Genomic DNA, 247 nt, shown 5'->3' with positions numbered 1-247 from the left:
CGCCCCGGATCGGGGCCGCATCGGAGGATGCTGGGGCGATGCGGTTAACCTGTCGTTAACCCTGCGTGCGTTGCCTCAGGTGCCGGGTTCCTGATAGACGCCGGTCGCCTTCAGCGTATCCACCACCTCGCGGGGCATATAGGTCTCGTCATGCTTGGCCAGCAGGTCGCGCGCCTCGAACCGGCCGTCGCGGTAGTGACCCTTGGCGATGGTGCCCTGCCCTTCGCTGAACAGGTCCGGGCGGGGG

Annotated in this window: 1 protein-coding gene; it reads right to left on the bottom strand. The window is 67.6% G+C overall.

Annotated features, from left to right (window positions below; translation table 11 throughout):
• Positions 1-75: 75 nt before the first annotated feature.
• On the bottom strand, positions 76-247 hold a 172-nt coding region (locus tag TW83_RS18555; protein ID WP_045984267.1), incomplete at its 5' end, for a cytochrome c maturation protein CcmE.

Origin of the sequence: Paracoccus sp. S4493 (genome assembly GCF_000967735.1) — a bacterium.
Taxonomy (GTDB): Bacteria; Pseudomonadota; Alphaproteobacteria; order Rhodobacterales; family Rhodobacteraceae; genus Paracoccus; species Paracoccus marcusii.
This window is presented reverse-complemented; position numbering and strand designations above follow the sequence as displayed.